Source organism: Bacteroidota bacterium, assembly GCA_039821555.1.
Lineage (GTDB): Bacteria > Bacteroidota > Rhodothermia > Rhodothermales > Rubricoccaceae > JBCBEX01.
On the sequence record JBCBNX010000038.1, the window covers coordinates 1 to 6,707 of the forward strand.

The 6,707-nt window shown below is 65.0% G+C and carries 4 protein-coding genes; all 4 read left to right on the top strand.

Annotated elements, in window-relative coordinates:
* Positions 1-506 (top strand): pyridoxal-phosphate dependent enzyme (locus AAFU51_18640; protein MEO1573271.1); only part of this gene is annotated, 506 nt, incomplete at its 5' end.
* A gap of 48 nt (positions 507-554) precedes the next feature.
* Positions 555-1,589 (top strand): 2,3-diaminopropionate biosynthesis protein SbnB, encoded by a 1,035-nt coding sequence (gene sbnB / locus AAFU51_18645; protein MEO1573272.1) that lies wholly within the window; start codon positions 555-557, stop codon positions 1,587-1,589.
* A 58-nt stretch (positions 1,590-1,647) separates the two neighbouring features.
* Positions 1,648-5,013: an amino acid adenylation domain-containing protein gene (locus AAFU51_18650; protein MEO1573273.1), complete on the top strand. Its 3,366-nt coding sequence runs from the start codon at positions 1,648-1,650 to the stop codon at positions 5,011-5,013.
* 42 nt (positions 5,014-5,055) lie between these two features.
* On the top strand, positions 5,056-6,707 hold a 1,652-nt coding region (locus AAFU51_18655; GenBank protein MEO1573274.1), incomplete at its 3' end, for a condensation domain-containing protein.

Below are 6,707 nucleotides of genomic sequence, written 5' to 3' on the forward strand. Positions count from 1 at the left end.
ACACCATGCGAGAGATCGACGAGGCGCTCGAAGGTCACGTCGACATGGTCTTCTGCCCGACAAGCACATGCGGCCTCGTGACTGGCTGCTCGTCGTATTTCAGGGCGCGTGGTCGCTCAACGAAAGTCATTGCCGTGGATGCGCTCGGGAGCGTCATTTTCAGCAAGGTCAAGGCGACGCGCCGCATTCCTGGGATGGGCGCAGGAAAACGGTCGGACCTCTACAGGGATGGCATGGCCGACGGGCACGTCTGCGTCTCGGACCTGGAGTGCGTGCAAGGCTGCCGCCACCTGGTGGGCGAGGAGTCGATCCTGGCAGGTGGGTCCTCAGGTGGCGCCGTGATGGCTGTAGACCGCATGCGAGACCAGATTCCGGCGGGCTCCAACTGTGTCGTCATCCTCTGCGATCGAGGCGAACGCTACCTGGACACGGTCTACGACGATGACTGGGTTGAAAAATACCTGGGCGAGGTGCCGATGATGGCTCAAGAAGCCGTCATGGCCTAGGAGGAAAACAACGACGCAAACCTTTCCGAACGAATTCCCATCCGCGTAATGATCGTACTAACTGGACCTCAGGTTGATACGCTGCTTCATGGCCATGAACATGACACCATGGCGGCGATAGCGGAGGCCTACGTGGCCCACCACGAAGGTCAGAGCAATCTGCCGAATTCAAGCTTCCTCCGGTTCCCGGGCAAAAAGCGCGAACGCATCATCGCCTTGCCGGCCTACCTCGGTGGAGGATTCCAGACGGCCGGGATTAAGTGGATCGCGTCGTTTCCGGAGAACGTCCAGCAAGGCATAGAACGCGCGTCGGCAGCGTTGCTGCTAAACGACGTGGAGACGGGCCACGCGACGGCGTTGCTCGAAGGCTCCATCATCAGCGCGCGCCGCACGGCAGCCAGCGCCGCGCTCGCGGCACAACAGCTCCACGGTGCGGACGCGCCGCACTCCGTTTCCATCATCGGGTGTGGGCTCATCAGCTTCGAGATCGTCCGCTTCCTGACGGTGCTGTGGCCAGAGCTGGACACCCTCGTGGTCCGCGATTTGAGTCCGGATCGCGCGGCGCAATTTGCGGAACGTGTGGACGCGCTTCAGCCGGGCATCACCGTTCGGGTGGCGCAGAGCGCCGAGGAAGCCCTCGCTGCGAGTCCGGTCGTCTCGTTTGCGACGACGGCCGTAGAGCCGTGGCTCGACAGCCTCGACGCGCTCGCGCCGGGGAGTACGGTGCTCCACATCTCGTTGCGGGACCTCACTCCGGAGCTCATCCTGGCAAACAACAACATCGTCGACGACCGGGAGCATGTCTGCCGCGCTCAGACGTCGGTCCACCTCGCTGAGCAGAGCGTGGGCCACCGCGATTTCATCAGCCGCACGCTTGCCGAGCTGCTGAGCGGAGCCGCGCCCGAGCCAACAGGAGCGGGGCGCCATCACATCTTTAGTCCGTTTGGACTGGGCGTCCTAGACCTGGCCCTCGCCACGATCGTCGAGAGCCGGGCGCACGAGATGGGCGTTGGCACGCGCATCCCAGAGTTCCTACCCGCCCCCTGGACGGAGCGGGCTGAGACGCATCAGGTCGCGATGTAGGGCAACGCACAGGTCGATTCTCAAGACATGCATTCCAAGCGTTCCCACGCGCACCGTGATGGCTAATTCGGTCGACTCCAGCATCGGGCACGGCATCGGTTTCTCCGAGGACGATCTAGCCCTCGTGGAGTTGATGCTCGAAGAGGAAGGGATCGTGCTCCAAGAAGCACAGGGTATCCCTGCGTGGGAAGGTCCGGGCGATGCGCCACAGTCGTCAGCCCAGCGTCGGTTCTGGATTGCAGAGCAGATCGTGGGCGAGTCCGGGATTTACAGCATCCCGCTCGTGTTGTACCTGCGGGGTTCACTCGACCGGGACGCGCTCGCTCAGAGCCTCACCGCGATCGTGGAGAGGCACCATGTACTGCGGAGCACGCTGCACATGGTGGACGGGAGGGCAGTACAGCGGGTAGGCCAACCACGCCGAGTGACCGTGCCGCTTGTTGACCTCAGCGATCTAGGTGAGGTCGAACAGCGGACTGCGCTTCACGAGCACGTGAACGCGGAGGCGGCCCGATCCTTCGATCTGTCGCAGGACCTCATGATTCGCGCGCGGTTGCTGCGACTTCATGCGACCGAGCACGTGCTCCTGCTCACGGTGCACCACGTCGCGGCAGACGCCTGGTCGCTGGAGGTGCTGGTGGAAGAGCTGACGACGCTCTACACCGTCGCACGCACGCAAGGAGAGGCCGCGCTGGTCCGACACCTGCCAGCCCTGCCCGTGCAGTATACCGACTATGCAGCCTGGGAGCAGGAACGCCTGACCCAGGGCGAAGCCGAGCGGCAGCTTGCCTATTGGACCTCCCAACTCGACGGGGTCTCGGCCTTGCCGTTGGTGCCCGAGCACGCGCGCCCACCAACGGCGTCTCACGCCGGCGCCGAGGTCGAGCACGTCTTGCCAGCGTCGGTGCACGACGCAGTGGAGGCTATCGCCCGAGAAGCGGGGACGACACGGTTCGTGGTGGTGCTGGCGGGATTTGCGGCGCTGCTAGCGCGCTACTCGGGAGCGGAGGACATTGCCATCGGCACTCCGGTTGCCGGAAGGAACCACCCCGATCTTGAGGGGCTGATCGGCTGTTTCGTGAACACGCTCGTGATCAGGGCCACGGTCGAGCCCCACCTCACGTTCCGTCGTCTCGTCGCCGACGTGCGCGACCTCGTCGTGGAGGCGCAGCAGCACCAGACGGTGCCGTTCGAGCACGTGGTGGAGGCGCTCGCGCCAGATCGTGACCTCAGCCGCACTCCTCTGTTTCAGGTCCTGTTCAACTACGCGGAGCCGGCCCCTGCAGTCCACGAAGAGGGCGCGTCACCGGCGACCGACGTGACCATCGAGCCGCTCGATGCAGCGAGCCAGACGGCGAAATTCGACCTGACGCTTACCGCCACGAAGCTCTCGCAGGCCTATGCGCTCGGGCTTCAGTTCCGGACGGATCTGATCGAGCCCTCCCTGGCACGCCAGATGCTCGCCCACTACGCGCGCCTGCTGGCGGCGGGGCTCATGAATCCTGACAAGGTCCTCGCGGAGCACCCGCTGATGGAGGCTGCAGAGCATACGCAGGCGTTGGCGGACAGCCGAGGGCCCGTTGAGGACGCGCGCCAACCGTTCCGCTCGTTCTACGGCGCCGTCGAAGCCCGCGCCCGCGAGTTTCCAGACGCAGTGGCACTCGTAGCGGGGTCAGAGCATGTCACCTACGGTGCGCTCTGGCGAAGGAGCCGCAGCTATACGCACGTGGTGCGCGAGCAGGGCATCGGCGTCGAAGACCGGGTGGGGTTGCTCCTGCCCCGTTCGGTGGATCTGCTCGCCGCCATCCTCGGCGTCCATGGCGCCGGGGCAGCGTACGTCCCGTTGAACAAGGAAGCGCCCGTTCCCCACATCGCATCGTGCTGCGAAACCGCAAACGTCCGTCTCATCGTTGCCGACGAGCACACGATGGCGATCGCAGTCCAAGCGGGCCGCACGCTGGTCGTGGACGACGACGAGATGGAGCGGCTCGCGGACGACGACGGGAGCGACGCGGACATCCAACCTGGGCAAGCGGCCTATGTACTCTTTACGTCGGGGTCTACGGGTACGCCCAAGGGCGTGGTCGTCACGCAAGGAGGCCTCGCTCATCTGACAGCCGCGCTGGAAACGAGTGTCTATGCCCCCCTGGAGCAAGCTCGGGGCGGCAAGGTGACGACCGTCGGTTGGAACGCTCCCGTCTTTTTCGACGCCTCGGTCAAGCAGCTCATCCAGGTAGCCAACGGGCGTCGCCTGGTCGTGCTTTCGGACGACGAGCGGCGCGATCCCGGGTTGTTCCTACGCGCCATGCGCCGTTGTCGCGTTGATGCGGTAGACGGCACCCCGACGCTCGTGCGCCATCTCCTGCGCTTCTCGACGCGTGAGGACACCGAGGGCCTGGAGCTGTCCAGCTTCCTCGGCGGCGAAGCGGTCGATGTGGCGCTGCTCGGCGATCTCCTCGATCGTTTTGGCATGCCCCAGGTCAACGTCTACGGGCCTACGGAGACGACGGTGGATGCGACGGGCGCAGTGCTGACCTCGACGAACTCGCGTGTGGTACCCATCGGTGCCCCCCTGGCCAACACTACCACCTATGTCCTCAGCCCCACCCTCGAACTCCTCCCCACAGGCGTTGCTGGCGAGCTCTACATCGGCGGACCCGGTGTGGCCCGTGGCTACGCGGGCCGGCCTGCTCTCACGGCGGCCCGCTTCGTCCCCGACCCGTTCGGCGACCCCGCAGGCGGGCGTCTCTATCGCACCGGCGACCGCGTGCGGCGGCGGCGCGACGGGGTGCTGGAGTTCCTAGGCCGCATCGATCGGCAGGTGAAGCTGCGGGGGTTCCGGGTGGAGCCCGCCGAGATCGAGGCGACGCTGCTCACCCACCCTGTGATCGCCGAAGCAGCCGTCGTGGTGCGCGACGAGGGGGGGGAGCAGCAATTGGCCGCCTATGTGGTGCCTCTGGGCGACGTGGAGCTTTCGGGCCGGGGGCTTCGGCTATTCCTGAGCGCCCGCCTGCCGCGATACATGGTGCCCGGTTCGGTGACCGTACTCGACACGTTGCCCAAGACATCGAGCGGGAAGATCAACCGGCGGGCACTGCCAGCACCGGCCGCGGCGGTGGTTGAGGGACCGCCGCCGACGGCAGGGCTGGAAACGGAGTTGGCGGCGTTGTGGGGTTCCGTGCTGGAGAGCGAGGTGCCGAACCGGTTAGCGTCGTTCTTCGAGTTGGGAGGGCACTCGCTCTTGGCGATGCAGGTGCTGTCGCGGGTGCGAGAGCGCTACGGGGTGTCGGTGGGGGTGCGCGCGCTCTTCGAGGCGCCTACGCTCGCAGGGTTTGCCGAGCGCATATCCGAGGCGATGTCGCTAGGCAGACGAGAAGCAGCGGGTCCCCTGTTGGCAGAGGCACAGGAGACGGGCGTGCTGTGAGCGGACTCTGGATGAACATGAACCTATAGCTACCTCAGTACCATGACTTCGATCGATTCAATGCCAGTGCTGACGCCGACACGTGTATCTGGACGGGCTCCGTCTGGCTCGAACGGCGAAGCCAAAGGGGCTCGGGAGAAGTCGTCGCAGGTCGACTCGTCAGCCAAGACGGTTCTGTGCTCGCTGCTAAACGCGGGGGTGCAGCTTTGGAAGAACGAGGAGGGAGGACTCGCATACCGGGCAGGAACAGCCACGCTAGACAAGGACCTGCGAGAGGCCGCCCGGCACCATCGAGGCCAGCTGCTGGACTTGCTGGAGCCTGGGTGTCGCTACGCGCCGTGCTCGTTCGCGCAGCAACGGCTATGGTTTCTGCACAATCTCTACCCCGAGAGCAATGCATACAACCTCGGACTCGCGCTTGAGATCAAGGGCGCGATGTGTCGCGCGAGCTTACAGCGGGGGCTGAGGCGGTTGCTTGAGCGGCAGGAGGCACTGCGCACCAGCTTCGTGGCCTTCGATGGCCAGCCCGTACAGCGCATCAGCGAAGTCATCACCCGGCTCCCCCTGCTGGAAGTAGACCTGACGGGGCTTTCCGAGTCGCAGCAGGAGACGCAGCGGCTGCGCTGGCGTAACGGCGAAACGACACGCCCCTTCAACTTGGAGGAGGAGGGCCTTTTCAGAGCCTGCCTGCTGCACGTAAGTGAAGAGTGTCATGAACTGGTGCTGGCTTTGCACCATGCCGTGACCGACGGCTGGTCGATGCAGATCCTGATGCAGGAGCTGTCGCAGTATTACGCCGAGGAGGCGCAGGGAGCGCAGCTGCCAGCGGAGCCGCTTCCTCTGCAGTACGGGGACTACGCGGCGTGGCAGAGAAGCTGGCTGGAAGGGGAGGAGCTAGACAACCAACTAGCCTACTGGATTCAGCATCTTCAGGGCGCCGCCCATTTGGAGCTGCCCGTTGATCATCCCGAGACAACCGGGAGTCAGCCCATTGGAGATTGGGGCACGATGTTCAGTCGTGACGTGACCGAACGCTTGGAAGCCTTCGCCCTGGAGGAAGGCGCGACCAAATTCATGGTGGCCCTGGCTGGGCTCTACCTGATGCTGATGCGGGCCACGGGCCAGCGCGACCTCAGTGTCGGGACGCCCACGGCTGGACGCACGCGCTCAGAACTCGAAGGCATCATCGGCTTCTTTGCCAACACGCTCGTGCTTCGCGTCGAAATCGAGCCCGCTATGGACTTCCGCGGGCTCGTCCGAGCGGTGCGTGAACGAGTGCTGGAGGCCGATGAGCACCAAGATGCTCCGTTTGAGCGTATCGTTGAAGCCCTTGCGCCGGAGCGTGAGCTAGACAGCACACCGCTCTTCCGGGTGCTCTTCACGTTCGACGAAGGAGGGGGAGAGGAGGCCGCGGACGGCGCGCAGCGCCGCGTCGCTGACTTGACGATGGAACGGCTCGAAAGCGACGATCGCGAAGCGAAGTTTGACCTCAACTGGGGGCTTGATTACACCGACGATCGCTTGGAGGTGACGGTATCGTACAAGTCTAACCTGTTCGAAGACGCGACCGTCCAGCGCATGGTGCGGCAGTACGAAGGGTTGATGGAGGAAGCGCTTGCGTCGCCGGAGGCGCGGTTGAGCGAGCTCGCCCTGCTCACCTCCACCCAGCGCCTCGCCCTGCTCGAACGCGCCGC

Excerpts from the sequence above, each read along its gene's own strand:
- sbnB (MEO1573272.1), top strand. The coding sequence starts at position 555 with ATGATCGTACTAACTGGACCTCAGGTTGATACGCTGCTTCATGGCCAT.
- AAFU51_18650 (MEO1573273.1), top strand. The coding sequence starts at position 1,648 with ATGGCTAATTCGGTCGACTCCAGCATCGGGCACGGCATCGGTTTCTCC.